This is a genomic window from Vibrio hepatarius, from assembly GCF_011806575.1.
In the GTDB taxonomy this organism is placed as follows: Bacteria; Pseudomonadota; Gammaproteobacteria; order Enterobacterales; family Vibrionaceae; genus Vibrio; species Vibrio hepatarius_A.
This window is the reverse complement of record NZ_JAATOO010000010.1, coordinates 23,413-43,464: the sequence shown is the minus strand read 5'-3', so window position 1 is coordinate 43,464 and position 20,052 is coordinate 23,413. Positions and strand designations below refer to the sequence as shown.

Sequence of the window (20,052 nt, the reverse complement as noted above, 5' to 3'; positions counted from 1 at the left end):
AGTCTATTACGATAATGAGCAACCTTAGCTTCGACATCTTAGACCCGATTAAACTTCCTCTTGTCAGCAGACTGTATAAAGCGCATTACCCATCAGGAAAAGCGAAGAAAAATGAACTGACGGTCGTCGCTTACCAAGAGGGTAAGTTAATTGCAGTAGTACGTTTTCGCTCAGTAGAACAGTTCCGCTTGTTGACGGGGATGTTGGTGATACCTGAAAACAGGGAGCAGGGCGTCGGACATAAATTGATGGAGTATTGCCAACATTCTGTTATGCAACCTGGTGATTTTTGTTTTGCCTATGAACATCTGGAAGCTTTTTATGCCGCGCATGACTTTAACGCGATTGAACCTCATCATTTGCCTAATTCGCTAAAAATGTTGTTTGAACGCTATATTAACAGTGGAAAGAGACTCGTTGCGATGCAATATAAACCTTTAACTTTCATGTAAAGCATTTTCTTTATGAAACATCTACTACATAATGTTGTATGGTAGAGGGAGTAAACATGAAAAGTGCCGAAAAAATATTGGAGACAATTAAACGAGATGGCTCAGTCACTGCTAAGCAATTAGCGGATAAGTTAGGTATGACGACAATGGGCGCTCGGCAGCATTTACAGGCCTTAGAATACGAAGGCTTGGTGTCGTTCTCTGATTTAAAAGTGAAAATCGGACGACCGACGCGGCACTGGGCACTCACTGCCAAAGGACACTCGCAGTTCTCAGATCGCCATAGTGATCTCACAATTCACGTTATTGAAGCGGTGGAAAACCTCTTTGGTGTAGAAGGTTTACAAAAAATTGCCGATGAACGTGAAGCTAAAACATATAGCTTCTACACTACTGAACTTGATAAGTGCGCAACTCTAGAGCGTAAGCTTGAGCGCTTAGTCGAATTAAGACAACAAGAAGGCTATATGGCGGAGCTACAAGTTCAAGGTGACACAGTTTTACTGATTGAAAATCACTGTCCTATATGTAAAGCCGCCACCCGTTGCCCAAGTTTGTGTCAGTCAGAGCTAAATATCTTTCAGCGTTTGCTGGGCGAACATTATATTGTGACACGTAGCGAGCATATTGTTGCTGGAGAAAGGCGCTGTGTTTACCAAATTACCCCTAGTTAAGATTAGCCTTTTCTCATTTCTAAAATATAAGACGCCTGATTACCTAAAATACCACTTATCGACCACCTTTAAATAGTAGTGTTGATAATTTAATCAACACTAGAAGAGATCGCATAAATTCACCCTTAATCACTTACCCCTTTCTTCATTTGATGGTGTTGGCAGAGAGCAATCCAGAAGCGTCCAATCGAGTTAAGCAAGATATATGAAGTGATGACACAGTCGTCATCCATAAAAATGCAACATAGGTTATGGACTCGACAAAGTCATATCGACCGGGTGTAGAGCAAGTGTAAAAAACAACCGAAAGGGGGGAGATGATTCCTTTTGATGATTGGCGCTAGCCTTTCGAGTAATTCAAGTGAGAGTAAGAACACAATAGAGGGATACTCACTATTTGCCCGTTATAATCTATGTTAAACTCACAGCCAGTTATTATTTTTTATCTAAAGGAGCTATTGTGAGCGGGCAACATGAACAACCTATGTCTCAAACTTCTTATACACCTCAAATACCCGACTCATTTCAAACTAATGATGAAATTGACTTAAGAGAGCTGTTTAAAGCTCTTTGGGATGGTAAGTTGATCATTATTGCTGCTGTGGCGATTTTTGCGCTTAGCGCGGCAGGGTATGCGCTAATCCAGCCAAATGTATATCAAGCTAGTTCTTCATTTTTAATTGAAGATAAGGTCTACAATATAACTGCGGCAGAGGAGCCAAGAATATCTCCTAAGCTTGTTACTAGTCGCACCTTTAGGGAACAAGTTGTTACTTTCTACGGAGAACAAAAAACAGTATTATCTGATGTGAATATTTCATACGACGAGCGTAGTCAGGTATATTCAATATCTAAGTTATCATCAGATCCAGAATCAGCCTTTGCAGGCGTGAGTGCAATGACCGAGGCACTTAATATCGTGCTCAGGAAGCAAGAGTTAAATAAAATTGATTTGGCACTAGACGCTTTGCAATCGAATGCTTCTAGCAAGTCAGTACCAAGCAAAACACAAGAATACTTGGATGAACTGTTTGCTAAGCAGCTATTTATGAAAGCTATGTTGGAAAACCCTAACACTGAGCTAGCAAAAGTCATTATTCAGCCTAGCAAACCGACTTCCCATGTCAAACCGAAGCGATCACTTATTGTCGTGCTAGGGACATTGCTTGGTGGCATGGTTGGGTTTGTAATCGTATTGATTCGGTTTACGTTTAATCAACAAGTACATAAGGATAAGCCAAAAAGTGTGATTTGATTTTGTGTTCAAAAACAAATGAATTTTCTCGCCTCTAAAGCCACAGTCTTATTCTTGATACTGTGGCTTTTTTAGTCAATGACAGGCGCCAAGTTAGCTACCCTATAACTAATAGTTGATTAATTTGTTATTAGTGAGGCGGTATGCAGTCAGTTCCTATCACTCAGACTCTTCCTTCATTTGATGACTTGGTTGAGCTTGCAAAGAATGATCCTGAAGCGTTTGATTCTCTTAAGCATAATTTATGTGAAGAGATGATCTTGTCTGCGTCTCAAGAGATGCAAGGCCGCTTGTGGGCGCAACAAAGTCATATTGATTTAGTCATTAGTCATTGTAAAAATCCGAATCACGTCAACGTTGAGTTGATGCGAGAACTCGCTGTTCAGATCAATAAGTTTCAAGATGCTTTGGATGGTAGAGCAGAACAATCACAAGCTAACAACGCGGATATTATTCCTTTTGAGCAGTGGCGTTAGGAACAAACTCTGCAGAACATTTGTATAGAAAATCCCCATTGATGCGTTCTGTTCAGTAGCATCGCACCTCATTGCTACTCATTCCCTCTGTGAACTCCAACTTAGATCACAAAAAACTTTCTCCCTCCCCTTGGGTTTGCCATTTCTATCCCACATATAGTTACCACAAGGCCTTGAAGCCCGGTTTCGGGGTAATTATCAAATAACATGTAAATTTTCAGGAGAGACGACCGATGAACATTCGTCCATTACACGACCGAGTTATCGTAGAACGCCAAGAAGTTGAGTCAAAATCAGCTGGTGGCATCGTTCTGACTGGTTCAGCTGCAGAGAAATCAACTCGCGGCGTAGTTCTAGCTGTAGGTAAGGGCCGCATTCTTGAAAACGGCACTGTCCTTCCTTTAGACGTAAAAGTGGGTGATACAGTTATCTTCGCTGAAGGTTATGGTACTAAAACTGAAAAAATCGACGGTAAAGAAGTGCTAGTTATGTCTGAAAACGACATCATGGCAATCGTTGAGTAATAGCAATCATTGAGTAATTTTTTGCTCAGATTCAACTGCTAATCAAAAACAAAGAATTTAGAAAAGGAAACTAAAGATGGCTGCTAAAGACGTTAAATTTGGTAATGACGCACGAGTTAAAATGCTAGAAGGTGTAAACGTTCTAGCTGATGCAGTAAAGGTTACACTTGGCCCTAAAGGCCGTAACGTTGTTCTAGACAAATCATTCGGTGCACCAACAATCACTAAAGATGGTGTTTCTGTTGCGCGTGAAATTGAGCTTGAAGACAAGTTCCAAAACATGGGCGCGCAAATGGTGAAAGAAGTTGCGTCTCAAGCGAACGACGCAGCAGGTGACGGTACAACAACAGCAACTGTACTTGCGCAAGCGATCGTAAACGAAGGTCTGAAAGCAGTAGCTGCGGGTATGAACCCAATGGATCTTAAACGCGGTATCGACAAAGCCGTTATCGCAGCAGTAGAACAGCTAAAAGAACTATCAGTACCTTGTGCGGACACGAAAGCAATCGCTCAAGTAGGTACGATTTCAGCAAACTCTGATACAAGCGTGGGTAACATCATTGCTGAAGCGATGGAGAAAGTGGGTCGCGACGGTGTTATTACTGTTGAAGAAGGTCAGGCTCTACAAGATGAGCTAGACGTAGTAGAAGGTATGCAGTTCGACCGCGGTTACCTATCTCCTTACTTCATCAATAACCAAGAAGCCGGTTCTGTTGACCTAGAAAACCCATTCATCCTTCTAGTGGACAAGAAGATCTCCAATATCCGTGAACTTCTACCAACACTAGAAGCTGTTGCTAAAGCATCTCGTCCACTGCTAATCATTGCAGAAGACGTTGAAGGTGAAGCGCTAGCAACACTGGTTGTGAACAACATGCGCGGTATCGTAAAAGTTGCTGCGGTTAAAGCTCCTGGTTTTGGTGACCGTCGTAAAGCGATGCTACAAGACATCGCTATCCTAACTGGCGGTACAGTGATCTCTGAAGAAGTCGGTCTAGAACTTGAAAAAGTGACACTAGAAGACCTAGGTCAAGCGAAGCGCGTTGCGATCACTAAAGAGAACACAACCATCATCGATGGTATCGGTGAAGAAGCGATGATTCAGGGCCGTGTTGCTCAAATTCGTCAGCAAATCGAAGAAGCAACGTCTGACTACGACAAAGAGAAACTGCAAGAGCGTGTAGCTAAACTCGCTGGCGGTGTTGCAGTAATCAAAGTTGGCGCAGCAACTGAAGTTGAAATGAAAGAGAAGAAAGACCGCGTAGAAGATGCGCTGCACGCAACTCGTGCTGCTGTTGAAGAAGGCGTGGTTGCGGGTGGTGGTGTTGCACTAATCCGCGCGGCATCTAAGATTGTTGACCTTGAAGGTGACAACGAAGATCAAAACGTTGGTATCCGCGTTGCACTACGTGCAATGGAAGCGCCAATCCGTCAAATCACGAAGAACGCAGGTGACGAAGAGTCAGTAGTAGCGAACAACGTGAAAGCGGGCGAAGGTTCTTACGGTTACAACGCAGCAACGGGTGAATACGGCGACATGCTAGAGATGGGTATCCTAGACCCAACGAAAGTAACTCGCTCAGCACTACAGTTTGCAGCGTCTGTTGCTGGTCTGATGATCACAACTGAAGCGATGGTGACTGACCTACCACAAAAAGAAGGCGCTGGTATGCCTGACATGGGTGGTATGGGCGGTATGGGTGGCATGGGCGGTATGATGTAATCATCCCAAGCACCTATAGAGCTTTAAAAAGCGGAGACTTCGGTCTCCGCTTTTTTGTTCTGTTTCGTCAGTGGGGCGAAATGTGGTATTTTACGCTCTTAATCCCGATATTTTTTGATGTTATAAGAATGTCGGCTACAGCTTTATTGGTACTATCCGGTTTGGCTGAGTTTAGACTAATCATTCTCGATAGAGTTGTTGGTGAGTTTCGTTGATTTGCGATGGTTGCTATCGCGCTCCCTCTCTATGAGTAAGTAATGAGGTAAGTAGTGAAGATTGCTGTTGCAGGTACCGGTTACGTTGGCTTATCCAACGCAATGCTATTGGCGCAAAACCATACGGTTGTGGCGCTAGATGTTGTAGAGAAGAAAGTCGAACTTCTCAACCAAAAAATCTCACCAATCGTTGATGCAGAGATTGAAGATTTTCTCGCCAACAAACAAATTGATTTTGTTGCGACAACAGACAAGCAGTTAGCTTACAAAGACGCACGTTTCGTCATTATCGCCACGCCGACCGACTACGATCCTGTGACGAACTACTTCAACACATCATCGGTTGAGTCTGTGATTAAAGATGTGATAGCGATTAACCCACAAGCGGTAATGATCATCAAATCTACGGTCCCTGTAGGGTATACCGAGCGTATTAAGCAAGAACTGAATTGCGACAATATCATTTTCTCACCAGAGTTCTTACGAGAAGGTAGAGCACTTTTCGATAACTTAAACCCGTCGCGAATTATCGTCGGTGAGCAGAGTGAGCGCGCGCAACAGTTTGCTGACCTGCTGGTTGAAGGCGCGGTAAAACAAGATATCGCGGTACTTCTGACCAACTCAACCGAAGCTGAAGCGGTAAAACTGTTCTCTAATACTTACCTTGCGATGCGTGTGGCGTACTTCAACGAACTAGATTCTTATGCAGAAGCGCATGGACTGGATGCGCGTCAGATTATCGAAGGTGTTGGCTTAGACCCGCGTATTGGCAATCACTACAATAATCCGTCGTTTGGTTACGGTGGTTACTGCTTGCCAAAAGATACTAAGCAGCTGCTTGCTAACTACCAAGACGTACCGAACAACATCATCGGCGCGATTGTAGACGCTAACCGCACTCGTAAAGACTTTGTCGCAGAATCTATCCTTAAGCGTGAGCCTGAAGTCGTTGGTATTTACCGTCTGATCATGAAGGCTGGTTCGGACAACTTCCGCGCGTCTTCTATTCAGGGCATCATGAAACGCCTTAAAGCGAAAGGTGTGACGGTTATCGTTTATGAACCAGTGCTGGAAGAGGACCAATTCTTCAACTCGGAAGTGGTTCGTGATCTTGAAGCGTTCAAAGCTAAATCGGATGTGATCGTTTCTAACCGTATGGCACAAGAGCTGGCTGATGTTGCGGACAAAGTCTACACCCGTGATTTGTTCGGTTCTGACTAAGCTTAATTGATTAAAAGCTGGCTCGGAAACTGTCTGAGTCAGCTTTTTAGATGCTGGTGGACGTAATCACGAATATACGGTAGCACTTCAGCTTCAAACCACGGATTCTTCTTCAGCCAGAGCGTATTTCTTGGTGATGGGTGGGGCAGAGGTAAGTAGTGAGGTGCCCAACGTTGCCACTGTCTGACCGTTTGTGTCAGCGTCGCTGGTTTCTCTTGTAGATAATAGTTTTGCGCATACTGACCAATTAACAACGTCATCCCGACATTTGGCAGTTGTGACAAGACCTTTTGATGCCACTGGGGTGCGCATTCTTTTCTTGGTGGTAGGTCGCCACTCTTTCCTTTTCCTGGGTAGCAGAGCCCCATCGGCATGATCGCAATTTCTTCTCGGTTATAAAACTGTTCCTTATCGAGCTCTAACCAGTCTCTTAGTCTATCGCCGCTTGGGTCGTTCCATGGAATAGACGTGTGATGCACTTTTACGCCTGGAGCTTGGCCAATGATCAACAGTTTGGATGATTCGTTGGCCTGAATCACCGGGTTAGCACCGAGCGGTAAGTGCGGTTCGCAGAGCTTACAGGCTCGGATTTGTTGCAATGTGTCGTCTAGCTTTATTGAAATCATAGTAAATTGCTCTTTGACGCGTTGGTGATCAGTAACCTTTTTCTATATCGACTCTGTTGACCAAACTAAACCCATCTCGCCAGCGTTGGTAGTTGTCTTTGAAGATATCAACCACTTGTTCTGGAAAACTCAACGCTGCGATATGTGGGGTGATAGTAATCGCTGGGTTGTTCCAAAATGGATGGTCTTCGGCAAGCGGTTCCAATGCAAATACATCTAAAAATGCATGTTCAATATGGCCTTGGTCGATGGCGGGCAGTAGGTCATTTTCCTCAATAATATCCCCGCGCCCAACATTAAATAACAACGCCTGCTGACAATGACTGAGCGATTGCTGGTTAAGTAGGGCTTTTGTTTCAGGGGTACTTGGGAGCGTGTTGACGATGATATCCGCTTGCTCAAGCGCAGTGTTGAGCTCTTGAATATGATAAGTGCTATCAAATGTGGCGTTTTTAACCGGAATACCACTTCGGTTGACACCAGAAACACTCAATCCCATCGCTTTTGCTGCATTGGCGAGATAGCAGCCAATTGAGCCAGTACCCAAAATCAGCATGCGTTTTTCAGTTAGGGATTGATAAGGTTTAGGGCTCCAGCGCTTTTCTGCTTGCAGGATTTGATAGTCCTTAAAGTGTCGATAATGCTGGATTGTGTAGCCCAATACATACTCGGCGATCAGTTGACCAAATATCCCTTTGACGTTGGTCAGTTCAATATCATGCTCTTGCAATGCAGGGATTAGCGCGTCCACGCCGGCGAACACAGACTGAATCCACTCCAATTTGGGAAACTCAGACAGAGCATTCGCTGCCTTAGGTGGTGCAGCAAGTAGAATGGTGGCCTCTTCCTTTTCGCTAGTGATTTCTAGCTCTGGCCACTGGCTTTGCTCAATCAGACTTTGGTACTTGGGGTTATCATCCGTCAATAGGTACAGTTTGTGAGTGAAATTGTTCATCGCCTTTGCTTTTTTCCCTGCTGGTTATCAAGTAAACTCTCGCTGTTAATTTCTGCAACCGATGAGTCGCTATGCTACAGAATCCTCTTCAGCTTCGTTTAGAGAAGTTAGAACCCTGGAAACAGATTACCTTTATGGCGTGTTTATGTGAACGTATGTATCCAAACTATGCCATGTTTTGTCAAAGTACTGAGTTTGCGCAAGAGCGTATTTACAGGGATATCCTAGATAGCGTTTGGGAGCTTCTAACGGTAAAAAACGCGAAGGTGAACTTTGAGCGTCAGTTGGAAAAGCTGGAAGAGATCATTCCTAGTTCGGAAGACTTTGACTTTTACGGCGTTTATCCTGCAATTGATGCGTGTATTGGCCTTTCAACGTTGTTGCATGGCTTGCTGGATCGCGACGATTTGTTTGAAAGCATGCAAAAGGTCAGTCAGCAGTCGGTGGTAACGGTAGCACAGCTAGAAGAAGCACAGAGCGGTGAAGAGATTACCAATGACAATCAGAAAGATAACGAAGCAGTGTGCGCTGAATGGGACGTACAGTGGGCGGTATTCCGTCCACTTAAAGATGCGCAAGAACGTGATATCGATTTGATTAAAGACCTGCGTGAAGAATTGCGTGACGAAGGCATCAGCAATATCGGTGTGAGCGTTAACTAGTTGCTGACTCGCGTTGCTTAAAGCGAACAAAAAATAAGGCTGGCCAAATGGCCAGCCTTATTAGTCTCTATTTGACTGAAATGTCGTCGGCTTCTTCTTCGTCGCGATTTTCGATTACGCTGTGGGTTTTCTTCCACTTTTCCCAACGTTCGAAGGCGAGTTGTTGCATGTCGGTGGCTCGGTCTGCCTCATCGACAATCTCTTCACCCACTAAATGCTCAAAGATATCTTCTAGCGTCAGGATGCCCTGTACCGTACCGTATTCATCGACCACCATCGCAAGTTGTAGGCGGTTGGCCATCATCTGCTCAAAAGCCTTTGGTAATGCGATGGTATTGAGTAGAACGTGCACCGGGCGCATCACTGAGCCAAGTTGTTTTTCACCAAGCCCCGCTTGTTGTAGCTTAAATAGCTCTAAACGGTGCACAAAGCCAACGATGTTGTCATTGGATTGGCTGTAGACCAAGGGTCTTGAGAAAGGTGTATCTTTGTGATCACGCAAAAACTCGTTGATGCTCATTTCAGCGCTGACGCGAAACACAACAGGACGCGGTGTCATGACTTGCGTTACCGGAACATCTTGAATACCGAGTAAGTTATCGAGAATCTTTGACTCGCCTTCAGCAAACTCACCACTCTCTTTGGCTAGCATCGCCATTGCAGACAGTTCGTCACGCATTTTAGGTGCCTCATGCCCACGTGCAAGTCGCTTGGTGATCTGTTCTGAGAACCAAACAAACGGCGTCAGCGCCCATACCATCCAACGTAATACGACTGCCGAAGCTGGAGCCAACTGTCGCCAGTATGTCGCGCCGATGGTTTTTGGCACAATTTCCGAAAGCACCAAAATCGCCAACGTTAATACCGCAGAAAATACCCCTAACCATTGGCTACCAAACACCACCGCGGCTTGTGCACCGGCACTTGCCGCGCCAATCGTGTGAGCTATCGTGTTGAGTGTCAGGATAGACGCTAGTGGCCTATCAATATCTGACTTCAGCGCGGATAGCTTCTCAGCAGAGGGATGGTTTTGTTGGCGCATTTGCGCTAAATAACTTGGGGTAATACTCAGTAATACCGCTTCCAAAACCGAACAAATAAACGATACGCCAATAGAAATACTGACGTACAAAGTTAGCAGCAACATAAAGCTCCTATAGAGTTGAGTTCATCGCTTATATCAACAGCGTTGTGTTTGATAGAGCAATCACAATTGTATTGTTGTTGATATAAACTTCACAACCGAACTTTGCATGTTACCTATTGGAACGTGTCATTCCTGTTAGGTTCAACCATACCTGGGCATTATTGGTGTGATAATTTTTTAACGTCACATTCCTGCAATATCAGGCTTCGCAGGCCGTTATCGGCTCAATAAATAAGGTCAGAGCAACATAAAAACAAGCGCTTTCTGATGCTCAGATAGTAACAAATTGTGAGTTAATACTCAGATTATGGTTAAAAGTACGTCATGAAAGCCAAAGATCGCTTACAAACCTTTGCCAGATAGGGCATTTTTGTTTTAGAGTGAGCTGAATTCGATAACCTATGAGAAGGGAAACCTAATGAACAAGACCCAATTAATCGACTTTATCGCAGAGAAAGCAGACCTATCTAAAGCACAAGCGAAAACTGCTCTTGAAGCTACTCTTGAAGGCGTAACTGGCGCACTTAAAGAGGGTGACCAAGTTCAACTAATTGGTTTTGGTACATTTAAAGTTAACCACCGTGCAGCACGTACTGGTCGCAACCCTAAGACTGGCGCTGAAATCCAAATCGCTGCAGCAAATGTTCCTGCATTCGTTTCAGGTAAAGCTCTGAAAGACGCGGTAAAATAATCTAAACAAGCAAATCCAGCGTTTTTCTCTGGAATAGTTTAAAATACGCCAAGGTAGCTCACTATCTTGGCGTATATTTTTATTATGAAAAAATTTTTATTACCGTCACTGCTGGTCTCTTTACTGGTCGGTTGTTCTTCAGGTACCTCTAACTCTAAACTAGAGCAGTTTACTGAGTACACCGGCGGCCAAACAATGGGCGACACCACAAGCCTTTACTGGTACACAGAGAAACTTGTCTCACCATACACAGCAGCCGATTATGTGGCGGCTGGAGACTACGGCTGGTATCAAACCGATTACCGCTGGGCTGACGGTGAACTGCGTGAGCTTATCCGTGAGGGTGAGCAAATCAAAGACAATCAAAAGCTCGTGCCTTACCGAATCCACGTGCGATTCAGTAAAGAGGGCGACGCGGTATACCAGCAATATCGTCTTAATGGCAAAGTGCTCCCGCTGACTCAGAACAAGCTCAGCTGGTTGAAGCAAGAAGCGGCTGATATTACTAGGCTCACCAAAGAGCAAGACGAGCAGGATTTAAGGCTGGTTCAGGGCTATTGGGATGGTAGCGAGTTTGAAACCTGTGCGGGCAGAGCGTTTGACAAGGTTGAGTTTAACCAGACCTTGCCAAGCTTTGTCGTGAACCGCTTAGCGCAGGTTGACAGCTATGTGGCGTTCCTCGGAGCTAAATACAGCGATAAAGTCGTTGTCGAAGAGTTGCTGATGCTGGCCGAAGACGACCATGATTGCATCGAACGACCGAGTTTGATTGAAGAATAACGTTATCCGTTGAAATATACCCGATATAAAAAAGGCGCTCATTGGAGCGCCTCTTTTACTATTCACGATATACGTTACTTTTGTTGCTCGCGCTCAATCGCACGATAACCGATGTCGTTGCGGTGGAACATGCCATCCCAACTGATTTGTTTCGCAAGCGCGTAAGCACGTTGCTGGGCTTCAAAAACGGTGTTGCCAAGCGCTGTTGCACAAAGTACGCGGCCACCGTTTGTCACGATATCGCCATCTTTGTTATCAGTACCCGCGTGGAAGACTTTCTCGCCTGCAACTTCTTGTTGTGGAAGACCAGAAATAACGTCACCTTTATTGTACGCCGCTGGGTAGCCACCCGCTGCTAGTACGATACCGATTGACGCCTGTGGTGCCCACTTTGATTCTACTTGGTCTAGCTTTTTATCGATTGCTGCTAAGCAAAGTTCAACAAGATCAGATTCCATACGCATCATGATAGGTTGCGTTTCTGGATCGCCGAAACGGCAGTTGTACTCGATGACTTTTGGTGTACCGTCTTGATCGATCATTAGGCCAGCGTATAGGAAACCAGTGTAAGGGTGACCTTCTGACGCCATACCTTCTACCGTTGGGTAGATCACTTCCTGCATGATGCGGTCGTGAATCTCAGGTGTCACTACAGGAGCAGGAGAGTAAGCACCCATGCCGCCCGTGTTTGGACCGGTATCTTTGTCGCCGACACGTTTGTGGTCTTGGCTAGTCGCCATTGGCAGAACATTCTTGCCATCCACCATGACGATAAAGCTTGCTTCTTCGCCATCTAGGAACTCTTCGATCACGACTCGGCTACCCGCATCGCCAAATGCGTTACCTGCTAGCATATCTTTGATCGCGTCTTCCGCTTCTTGTAGCGTCATTGCGACGATAACGCCTTTACCCGCGGCTAGACCGTCGGCTTTCACTACGATTGGTGCGCCTTGTTCACGTACGTAAGCCAATGCAGGTTCGATTTCAGTGAAGTTTGCGTAAGCAGCCGTTGGAATATTATGGCGTGCTAGGAAGTCTTTAGTGAACGCTTTAGAGCCTTCTAACTGAGCCGCCGCTTCGGTTGGGCCGAAAATCGGTAAACCGGCCGCTTGGAATGCGTCCACCACACCGATAACCAATGGCGCTTCAGGACCAACAATCGTTAGCTCAATTGCTTTCTCTTGAGCGAATGCAACTAGGCCTTTGATATCTTCAACGTCGATGTTTACGTTTTCTAACTTTGGCTCGAGAGCCGTACCAGCGTTACCTGGTGCAACAAAGATGGTTTCAACATTTGGGTTTTGTGCCACTTTCCAACCAAGAGCGTGTTCACGACCACCAGAACCAATAATTAAAACTCGCATAGTAAAATCCTTAATCTTATAGATACTGTTTACTCTAGGTAGTTGGTACTGTGGCTAGGCAACAATTGAGCCCAATCCTCGGGAGCATAGCTCGCTATGTGACTGAGGTGGGCGAGAGCCGTTAACGACGCCAGAGTACCAAATACGACGAGTAAAATTAGTGGCGGAAGTGACGCATACCGGTAAAGATCATCGCCATACCGTGCTCATCGGCTGCAGCGATAACTTCGTCATCACGCATTGAACCACCTGGTTGAATCACACATTTAATGCCTGCTTCTGCAGCGGCATCGATGCCGTCGCGGAATGGGAAAAATGCATCCGATGCCATCACGCTACCTGCAACTTCTAGACCTTCATCTGCGGCTTTAATACCGGCAATTTTCGCTGAGTATACGCGGCTCATTTGGCCCGCACCCACGCCGATAGTCATATCGCCTTTTGCGTACACAATCGCGTTTGACTTCACGTACTTAGCTACTTTCCAGCAGAATAGTGCGTCTTTTAGTTCTTCGTCAGTTGGCTGGCGTTTAGACACGACTTTCAGGTCGTCTAGGTTTACCATACCTTGGTCGCGGTCTTGAACCAGTAGGCCGCCATTCACGCGTTTCACGTCAAAGCCTGTTGTCTTGGTTGACCACTCGCCACACTCAAGTAGTCGAACGTTCTTCTTCGCGGCAACTACTTCAATCGCTGCTGCTGACACTTTAGGTGCAATAATGACTTCTACGAATTGGCGCTCAACGATAGCTGTTGCTGTTTCTGCATCTAGCTCTTTGTTGAATGCGATGATGCCGCCGAACGCTGACGTTGGGTCTGTCTGGTAAGCGCGGTTGTACGCTTCTAGAATGTCTTTACCTAGCGCAACACCACATGGGTTTGCGTGTTTAACAATTACACAAGCAGGCTCAGCAAACTCTTTCACACACTCAAGTGCTGCGTCAGTGTCTGCGATGTTGTTGTAAGAAAGTGCTTTACCTTGGATTTGCTTCGCTGTTGAAACAGACGCTTCTTGTGGGTTTTCTTCCACGTAGAAAGCTGCGTCTTGGTGGCTGTTCTCACCGTAGCGCATGTCTTGTTTCTTGAGGAATTGCTGGTTGAACGTACGAGGGAACTTCGATTCTTCGTCACCTTCTTTGTTCTCGCCGTAGCTAGGAACCATAATGCCGAAGTAGTTAGCAATCATGCCGTCGTAAGCCGCCGTGTGCTCAAATGCCGCGATAGCAAGGTCAAAACGAGTGTCTAACGTAAGAGACTTAGCGTTTGCATCCATTTCCGCAATCACGCGGTCGTAATCGTGAGCATTCACTACGATAGTCACATCTTTGTGGTTTTTCGCAGCAGAGCGAACCATTGTTGGACCGCCGATATCGATGTTTTCTACTGCGTCTGCCAGTGTGCAGCCTTCTTTCGCAACGGTTGCTGCGAACGGATAAAGGTTTACAACTACCATATCGATAGGGTTGATGCCGTGTTTTTCCATCACGTCATCATCTTGGCCGCGACGACCAAGCACACCACCGTGAACTTTCGGGTGAAGCGTTTTTACACGACCATCCATCATTTCCGGGAAACCCGTGTAGTCAGATACTTCCGTTACAGAAATGCCTTGCTCAGCCAACAGGCGAGCGGTACCACCAGTAGATAGGATATCAACACCGCGATCAGCGAGAGCTTTTGCAAACTCAACAATACCTGTTTTGTCTGATACGCTGATTAGGGCGCGGCGAATAGGGCGAGCGTTACTCATGCTTCTATTTCCTCTAAGTCACAGAGTTAGATTAAGATAAAGATATTTGCCAAAAATGAACTTGTTCTTACAGCGAGTAGTAAGATATTGGCCAGTTTTGGTAAAGACCTTTTGACCGACTAAATTTGTTTAATTAGTCGCCTCTGAACTTGACGGGGTGCATTCTAACCAATTTATTACAAAAAAGCTCGCGCAATCGTTTGGCATCGCAAAAATTTTTGCAAAAAACTCTATTTTTACCTTTAAAAGTAACGAGATGGTTAATAAGGAAGGTTATGTTCCAAATCGGTGAACTAGCAAAGCGTTGTGGTGTGACAGCAGACACGCTGCGCTTCTATGAAAAAAACCAGTTAATTCGTCCTGCCGGCCGAAGTAAATCTGGCTATCGGCTCTATGATGAAGACAACCAGAAACAGGTTGGTTTTATCCTAAAAGCCAAAGACCTTGGGCTCAGTTTAGAAGAAATCAAAGAACTACTAGAAATCAAATTGGAAGCGACAGAGCACAGTTGTGCTGAAGTTAAAGCGATTACTTCGGCTAAGTTAGAGCTGATCGACGAGAAAATTCTCGAATTAACCCGAATACGCAATGCATTAAGAAAAATTAACGATGCTTGCTGTGGCCATGTAGATGATAACGCCAGTCACTGCTCTATTCTTGGGGCATTGGCGAGTGAACAGTAAATAATTCAGTAGTACAGCAGCTTGGACTTACTGGTTACGTGCAAATATTGACAGTTGTATTTTTAACTTAAGGCGCAGACCTAGGAGGGCGAGATAAATAAAAAGAAGTGAGTGACGGATTATTGCTGACTGACAAAACGGGAAGCATTATCGACTGCAGAGATGTGGCATAACAGAAAATCGCATCTATACTGATAAAGTTGTTTTTAATTTAACACGATCTAGGTGCGCATCTCGATCATTAGATTTAAGTTGATTTAAGGAGGGGGTATGAACCTTCGCAGCTTATCTATGGTTCCGGGTCTAGTCGTATTCGTTGCTATAGCAACTTTATTTTTACTTGTTGGGTGTGTAGGGAGTAACGGAAAAGTAACGGTTACTAATGAACATCCTGCTCTTGATTATGAGTTTACTGGTATACCGTTGCTCTTTTTTGGCTTTGGTACAAGCACGCCTATTACGCCTGAGCTTAGTTTGACGGTTGCACATGTCGCTAAACTCAACTACGACAAAGTCGTGGCTTATCATCCTTACTGTGATATCGCTATTGTAAAATCAAACAATAGCGCGCTTGATTATCCTAATTTAGGTTTAGTTTTTCCTAATCAGCCAGTACGTACTTTTGGTATGAGTCCAACAGGAGATGTATTAACTGGCAGCGGCCGCTATCGTCGCGACTTATTGTTAGTTGAAGTCCCTTACTTTAAAAAGTGTCCAGCAAGTGTTACCGACGCACCAGTACAGGATGGTATGAGTGGCGGGGGAGTTTATAACGATAACGGATCTTTAGTAGGGATCATTGCTGCGAGGGCTAACCCTAGAGATATACGTTTATTGAGTGGAGAGCCTCACGGTTTAGAACGGATTAGCATATTTGTACCGTTAAACTATGTGCGTGATTGGCTGGAAGGCGCCGTGGACGATTTCTATGGCAATCAGCAATACAGCCTACGTTGGGAAAAGGATGATAAGTCAATGTTGGTTAAAAACTAAGAGTATTGGGGATAAAAAAAGAGCCTAACTTTTTAAGTTAAGCTCTTTAGTTTGCATAAATCTTAGTTCATGCCGTATTTCTTAAGTTTTTTGCGAAGAGTACCGCGGTTGATACCCATCATAGTTGCTGCGCGAGTTTGGTTACCGCGAGTGTACTGCATGATAGTATCTAGTAGTGGTTGTTCAACTTCAGCTAGAACTAATTCGTATAGCTCTGTGACTTCCTGGCCGTTCAATTGAGCAAGGTAGTTTTTAAGAGATGCTTTAACAGAGTCACGTAAAGGCTTCTGAGTGATTTGGTCTTGTGACGTTACTGTAGTTACTGTTAATGCTTCTGAAGTCAGATTTTGTTCGAACATATTCGGTCTAGCTCTTCTCTTAATTATGATGCAACGTTATCAAAATAACCCTCTAGCGCCTCGAGTTGCAGTTCTGCCACATCGATAGCGTTGAAGGTACGGCGAAACTCACTCGCTTGCTCATGCTCTTTTAGGTACCAACCCACGTGCTTACGCGCGATTCGTGGACCTAGATACTCACCATAGAAACTATGTAGAGCATTCACATGGCCAAGCATAATGCTTTTTACTTCCTCAGCGGGAAGCTCAGGCATTGTGGTGCCGTTTTCCAAAAAGTGGTGGATTTCCTGGAAAATCCACGGACGACCTTGGGCAGGACGTCCAATCATCAAAGCGTCTGCACCAGTATATTCCAGTACAAATTTGGCTTTCTCCGGGCTATCGATATCACCGTTTGCGATAACCGGGATGGATACGGCCTGTTTTGCCGCTTTAATGCTGTCATATTCGGCCTCACCTTTGTACATACAGGCTTTTGTTCTACCGTGTAGCGCAAGAGCTTGTATGCCGCAGTCTTCGGCTAATTTAGCGATTTGGACGCAGTTCTTATTGTCTGTGTCCCAGCCAGTACGGGTTTTCAACGTTACGGGAACGTCTACTGCATTTACTACCGCTTTCAGAATATCTTCGATAAGTTCTGGATACTGAAGTAAGGCAGAGCCGGCTAGCTTCTTATTCACTTTTTTTGCTGGACAACCCATGTTGATATCGATGATTTGAGCACCGTTCTCAACACTAAACTGAGCAGCGTCGGCCATCAGTTGTGGGTCGGAACCCGCAATTTGTACAGAGCGAATGCCCGATTCACCTTCATGTACCATGCGCTGTTTCGACTTAGACGTTTTCCATAGCTTAGGATTTGAGGACATCATTTCACTGACGGCCATACCCGCACCATAACGGAGGCACAACTCTCGGAACGGTCTATCGGTCACACCTGCCATAGGGGCAACGATGAGATTATTCTTAAGTTGGTAGTTTCCAATTTTCAAAACGTCTTCACAGTTCTGTACCAGCAAGGGCGCGCATTTTACGCATTTTTTCACTGCGTGAAAAGACTAATATTTGAGCATTTACAATTTGTTTCTGTAAATAGTATGAAATTCAGTCAATTAGAGCTGAAAGTCTTATCTAGCCTTGCTTGCGACCCGAGATGCGACACCATTCGTTCTGTTCAACGATAGGGTCAATTTGAAGTTCGTCACGGTAATAGTTAGCGACATCTTCTGCTTGAGTATCCAAAACGCCAGACATCGCAAGCTCGCCATGTGGCTTAATCAGAGACTTAATAATGCCTGAAAGCTCACGTAATGGACCGGCAAGAATGTTGGCTACGACGACGTCTGCCACCAATCCTTCAGGTTGGTCTTGAGGAAGGTACACTTCAAGTTGATCCGCCACGCCATTGCGCTGTGCGTTGTCTTTTGACGCTAATAGCGCTTGAGGATCGATATCGATCCCGATGACTTTTTCTGCGCCCAACTTGATTGCCGCGATCGCCAAGATGCCAGAGCCACAACCGAAGTCGATAACGGTTTTGCCTGACAGGTCTAGACTCTCTAGCCATTCTAAACACAGTGATGTTGTCGGGTGGGTACCAGTACCAAATGCTAAGCCTGGGTCAAGCATCACGTTGATCGCGTCAGGTTCTGGTACTTCACGCCAGCTTGGGCAAATCCATAAGCGCTCGCCAAACTTCATTGGGTGGAAGTTTTCCATCCATTCGCGTTCCCAGTCTTTGTCTTCAAGTTGTTCGACTTTGTATGCGAAACCTTCCGCCAGCATGTTGCTCGCTTTGATTTGCTCGATAACTAGGTTGCTGTCGGTTTCAGCGTCATACAGTGCCAGAATGTCAGTATCACCCCATAAACGAGTTTCGCCCGGTAGAGGCTCGAATACGGGTGTATCTTGCGCGTCTAGAAAGGTAACAGACAATGCACCAGTCTCTTCCATGAGCATATCGCCGATTGGTTCGGCGTTTTCATTGGTCGCGTTAAGTTTGATTTGAATCCAAGGCATGAGTATGTGCTCTCTTAGATGGTGAAATATTGATTGGCGGTGAGTGTAGCAGAACTCGTCACGTTATTTGAGTGTAGTCTCTGTTCAAAACAAAAAATGCTCACCGAAGTGAGCATTTTGATTCGAACATTGAGTCGATTATTGCAGACCGAGTTTCTTCTCAAGGTAATGAATGTTCGTACCACCGTGCTGGAAGTTCTCGTCATTCATGATAGAAACTTGTAGAGGTACGTTGGTCTTAATACCTTCTACAATCATCTCACCCAGTGCGTTCTTCATACGTGCAATCGCTACGTCACGGTTTTCACCGAAAGTGATCAGTTTACCGATCATTGAATCGTAGTGAGGCGGTACTGTGTAGCCTGAGTAGATGTGCGATTCCCAACGAACGCCCATACCACCAGGAGCGTGGAAACGTTCAATCTTACCTGGTGAAGGTAGGAAACGCTCAGGGTCTTCTGCGTTGATACGACATTCGATTGCATGGCCGCGAATCTTGATATCGTCTTGAGTAAACGATAGAGGCTGGCCTGCTGCTACGCGTAGCTGTTCCTTGATTAGGTCAACACCAGTCACCATTTCTGTTACTGGGTGTTCAACCTGAATACGGGTGTTCATTTCGATGAAGTAGAACTCACCGTTTTCGTACAGGAACTCGAACGTACCTGCGCCGCGGTAACCAATCTCTAGACATGCACGAGTACAGCGTTCACCGATGTACTTACGCATTTCTTCAGTGATGCCCGGAGCTGGAGCTTCTTCCACCACTTTTTGGTGACGACGCTGCATTGAACAGTCACGTTCACCTAGGTGGATGGCGCCGCCTTGGCCATCTGCGATTACTTGTACTTCAACGTGACGTGGGTTCTCAAGGAATTTCTCCATGTATACCATGTCGTTGTTGAACGCAGCTTTCGCTTCCGCGCGAGTCATTGCGATAGCTTGAACCAGTTCAGCTTCGCTACGAACGACGCGCATACCACGACCGCCGCCGCCGCCAGACGCTTTGATGATGACAGGGTAGCCGATGCGTTTAGCATGAGCTCTGTTTTTTACGTCATCATCGTCTAGTGGGCCGTCAGAACCCGGTACACATGGAACGCCCGCTTTTTTCATTGCGGTGATCGCTGACACTTTGTCACCCATCATGCGGATAGTGTCCGCTTTAGGACCCACAAAGATAAAGCCGCTGCGCTCTACCTGTTCTGCGAAGTCTGCGTTCTCAGACAGGAAGCCGTAACCTGGGTGGATAGCCACAGCACCAGTCACTTCTGCTGCAGAAATGATGCGTGGAATGTTTAGGTAGCTGTCGATACCACGAGCAGGACCAATACAAATTGATTCGTCTGCTAGTAGTACGTGCTTAAGATCGCGGTCAGCAGTTGAGTGTACTGCCACGGTCTTAATGCCTAATTCTTTACAAGCGCGAAGGATTCGAAGTGCAATTTCACCTCGGTTCGCGATGACTATTTTATCTAGCATG

The 20,052-nt window shown here is 45.5% G+C and carries 21 protein-coding genes; 12 read left to right on the top strand and 9 right to left on the bottom strand.

Annotated elements, in window-relative coordinates:
- Nucleotides 1–14 precede the first annotated feature (14 nt).
- The 7 genes from HCZ42_RS09945 (at nucleotide 15) to HCZ42_RS09915 (ending at nucleotide 6,540) form a co-directional block, all read left to right on the top strand.
- Nucleotides 15–452, top strand: coding sequence for a GNAT family N-acetyltransferase (locus tag HCZ42_RS09945; protein ID WP_167420556.1), 438 nt, complete (start codon nucleotides 15–17; stop codon nucleotides 450–452).
- Nucleotides 453–508: 56 nt separating this feature from the next.
- A complete protein-coding gene (locus HCZ42_RS09940; protein WP_167420555.1) occupies nucleotides 509–1,126 on the top strand; it encodes a helix-turn-helix transcriptional regulator in 618 nt (205 codons plus the stop codon).
- A gap of 460 nt (nucleotides 1,127–1,586) precedes the next feature.
- Nucleotides 1,587–2,381 carry a Wzz/FepE/Etk N-terminal domain-containing protein gene (locus HCZ42_RS09935; RefSeq protein WP_167420554.1) on the top strand — a complete coding sequence of 265 codons (795 nt, stop codon included), beginning with the start codon at nucleotides 1,587–1,589 and terminating at the stop codon, nucleotides 2,379–2,381.
- A 143-nt stretch (nucleotides 2,382–2,524) separates the two neighbouring features.
- Nucleotides 2,525–2,857: a DUF3135 domain-containing protein gene (locus HCZ42_RS09930; RefSeq protein ID WP_167420553.1), complete on the top strand. Its 333-nt coding sequence runs from the start codon at nucleotides 2,525–2,527 to the stop codon at nucleotides 2,855–2,857.
- Nucleotides 2,858–3,090: 233 nt separating this feature from the next.
- Complete coding sequence (locus tag HCZ42_RS09925) at nucleotides 3,091–3,381, top strand: co-chaperone GroES (RefSeq protein ID WP_004410737.1); 291 nt, start codon at nucleotides 3,091–3,093, stop codon at nucleotides 3,379–3,381.
- Nucleotides 3,382–3,457: 76 nt separating this feature from the next.
- The gene (gene groL / locus HCZ42_RS09920; RefSeq protein ID WP_167420552.1) at nucleotides 3,458–5,104 is read left to right on the top strand and encodes a chaperonin GroEL; all 1,647 of its coding nucleotides are present in this window, start codon (nucleotides 3,458–3,460) and stop codon (nucleotides 5,102–5,104) included.
- A gap of 269 nt (nucleotides 5,105–5,373) precedes the next feature.
- The gene (locus tag HCZ42_RS09915; RefSeq protein ID WP_167420551.1) at nucleotides 5,374–6,540 is read left to right on the top strand and encodes a nucleotide sugar dehydrogenase; all 1,167 of its coding nucleotides are present in this window, start codon (nucleotides 5,374–5,376) and stop codon (nucleotides 6,538–6,540) included.
- A 38-nt stretch (nucleotides 6,541–6,578) separates the two neighbouring features.
- Here HCZ42_RS09915 and HCZ42_RS09910 read toward each other — a convergent pair whose 3' ends face one another.
- Both HCZ42_RS09910 and HCZ42_RS09905 read right to left on the bottom strand, forming a co-directional pair.
- On the bottom strand, nucleotides 6,579–7,166 hold the full coding sequence (locus HCZ42_RS09910; RefSeq protein ID WP_167420550.1) for a uracil-DNA glycosylase family protein: 588 nt from the start codon (nucleotides 7,164–7,166) through the stop codon (nucleotides 6,579–6,581).
- A gap of 28 nt (nucleotides 7,167–7,194) precedes the next feature.
- Entirely contained in the window at nucleotides 7,195–8,121 is a 927-nt protein-coding gene (locus HCZ42_RS09905; protein ID WP_167420549.1) for a D-2-hydroxyacid dehydrogenase, read from the bottom strand.
- Between the two features lie 71 nt (nucleotides 8,122–8,192).
- Between HCZ42_RS09905 and HCZ42_RS09900 the strand changes: the two genes are divergently transcribed.
- Nucleotides 8,193–8,783: a YjaG family protein gene (locus tag HCZ42_RS09900; RefSeq protein ID WP_167420548.1), complete on the top strand. Its 591-nt coding sequence runs from the start codon at nucleotides 8,193–8,195 to the stop codon at nucleotides 8,781–8,783.
- Nucleotides 8,784–8,850: 67 nt separating this feature from the next.
- On the opposite strand, the gene HCZ42_RS09895 is transcribed toward HCZ42_RS09900, so the two are convergent.
- Entirely contained in the window at nucleotides 8,851–9,930 is a 1,080-nt protein-coding gene (locus HCZ42_RS09895) for a CNNM domain-containing protein (protein WP_167420547.1), read from the bottom strand.
- Between the two features lie 418 nt (nucleotides 9,931–10,348).
- Between HCZ42_RS09895 and hupA the strand changes: the two genes are divergently transcribed.
- Nucleotides 10,349–10,621 carry a nucleoid-associated protein HU-alpha gene (gene hupA / locus HCZ42_RS09890; protein WP_053410043.1) on the top strand — a complete coding sequence of 91 codons (273 nt, stop codon included), beginning with the start codon at nucleotides 10,349–10,351 and terminating at the stop codon, nucleotides 10,619–10,621.
- 81 nt (nucleotides 10,622–10,702) lie between these two features.
- Nucleotides 10,703–11,401 (top strand): DUF1481 domain-containing protein, encoded by a 699-nt coding sequence (locus tag HCZ42_RS09885; protein WP_368484183.1) that lies wholly within the window; start codon nucleotides 10,703–10,705, stop codon nucleotides 11,399–11,401.
- Between the two features lie 74 nt (nucleotides 11,402–11,475).
- Here HCZ42_RS09885 and purD read toward each other — a convergent pair whose 3' ends face one another.
- Together purD and purH are read right to left on the bottom strand one after the other, a co-directional pair.
- Nucleotides 11,476–12,765, bottom strand: a complete 1,290-nt coding sequence (gene purD / locus HCZ42_RS09880) for a phosphoribosylamine--glycine ligase (protein ID WP_167420545.1) — start codon at nucleotides 12,763–12,765, stop codon at nucleotides 11,476–11,478.
- A 157-nt stretch (nucleotides 12,766–12,922) separates the two neighbouring features.
- Complete coding sequence (gene purH / locus HCZ42_RS09875; protein WP_167420544.1) at nucleotides 12,923–14,515, bottom strand: bifunctional phosphoribosylaminoimidazolecarboxamide formyltransferase/IMP cyclohydrolase; 1,593 nt, start codon at nucleotides 14,513–14,515, stop codon at nucleotides 12,923–12,925.
- Nucleotides 14,516–14,790: 275 nt separating this feature from the next.
- Here purH and zntR point away from each other — a divergent pair, with 275 nt between their 5' ends.
- Both zntR and HCZ42_RS09865 read left to right on the top strand, forming a co-directional pair.
- Entirely contained in the window at nucleotides 14,791–15,198 is a 408-nt protein-coding gene (gene zntR, locus HCZ42_RS09870) for a Zn(2+)-responsive transcriptional regulator (protein ID WP_167420543.1), read from the top strand.
- A gap of 270 nt (nucleotides 15,199–15,468) precedes the next feature.
- A complete protein-coding gene (locus HCZ42_RS09865) occupies nucleotides 15,469–16,191 on the top strand; it encodes a serine protease (protein WP_254868933.1) in 723 nt (240 codons plus the stop codon).
- A gap of 62 nt (nucleotides 16,192–16,253) precedes the next feature.
- Here the strand turns inward: HCZ42_RS09865 and fis are convergent, their stop codons facing one another.
- The 4 genes from fis to accC all read right to left on the bottom strand — a co-directional run bounded on the left by fis (nucleotide 16,254) and on the right by accC (nucleotide 20,051).
- Nucleotides 16,254–16,550, bottom strand: coding sequence for a DNA-binding transcriptional regulator Fis (gene fis / locus HCZ42_RS09860; protein ID WP_000462885.1), 297 nt, complete (start codon nucleotides 16,548–16,550; stop codon nucleotides 16,254–16,256).
- Between the two features lie 23 nt (nucleotides 16,551–16,573).
- Nucleotides 16,574–17,542, bottom strand: coding sequence for a tRNA dihydrouridine synthase DusB (gene dusB / locus HCZ42_RS09855; RefSeq protein ID WP_053410130.1), 969 nt, complete (start codon nucleotides 17,540–17,542; stop codon nucleotides 16,574–16,576).
- A 139-nt stretch (nucleotides 17,543–17,681) separates the two neighbouring features.
- Nucleotides 17,682–18,569, bottom strand: a complete 888-nt coding sequence (gene prmA / locus HCZ42_RS09850) for a 50S ribosomal protein L11 methyltransferase (protein ID WP_167420542.1) — start codon at nucleotides 18,567–18,569, stop codon at nucleotides 17,682–17,684.
- Between the two features lie 138 nt (nucleotides 18,570–18,707).
- Complete coding sequence (gene accC / locus HCZ42_RS09845; RefSeq protein WP_167420541.1) at nucleotides 18,708–20,051, bottom strand: acetyl-CoA carboxylase biotin carboxylase subunit; 1,344 nt, start codon at nucleotides 20,049–20,051, stop codon at nucleotides 18,708–18,710.
- Nucleotide 20,052 lies beyond the last annotated feature (1 nt).